This is a genomic window from Microvirga pakistanensis, from assembly GCF_004458765.1.
GTDB classification, from domain to species: domain Bacteria; phylum Pseudomonadota; class Alphaproteobacteria; order Rhizobiales; family Beijerinckiaceae; genus Microvirga; species Microvirga pakistanensis.
This window is the reverse complement of sequence record NZ_SPJX01000613.1, coordinates 1-223: the sequence shown is the minus strand read 5'-3', so window position 1 is coordinate 223 and position 223 is coordinate 1. Positions and strand designations below refer to the sequence as shown.

General features: G+C 66.4%; 1 pseudogene. It reads right to left on the bottom strand.

Going from position 1 to position 223, the window contains the following annotated elements:
- Nucleotides 1-223, bottom strand: a pseudogene (locus E4K09_RS24080) (GNAT family N-acetyltransferase); the annotation flags it as partial.

The following is a 223-nucleotide window of genomic DNA, read 5'->3' as shown; positions in this document are numbered from 1 at the left end:
GCGATCCCCTGTCCGATATCCAGCACCACGAGAGGCCGGCCTCGGGTCACGGTGGAACGCCACCAGCGCTCGCTGCGACGGGCGAACATCTTGTCCAGGGTCACGCCGGGAATGATGCCGAGATAGGCCTCGCGCCAGGCGGCGTCGAACACCCTGGACAGGGCTGAGGCGTCATCGGGCTTGGCATGACGGATGCTGACGAGGAGGTCGCTCATGGCTTGAG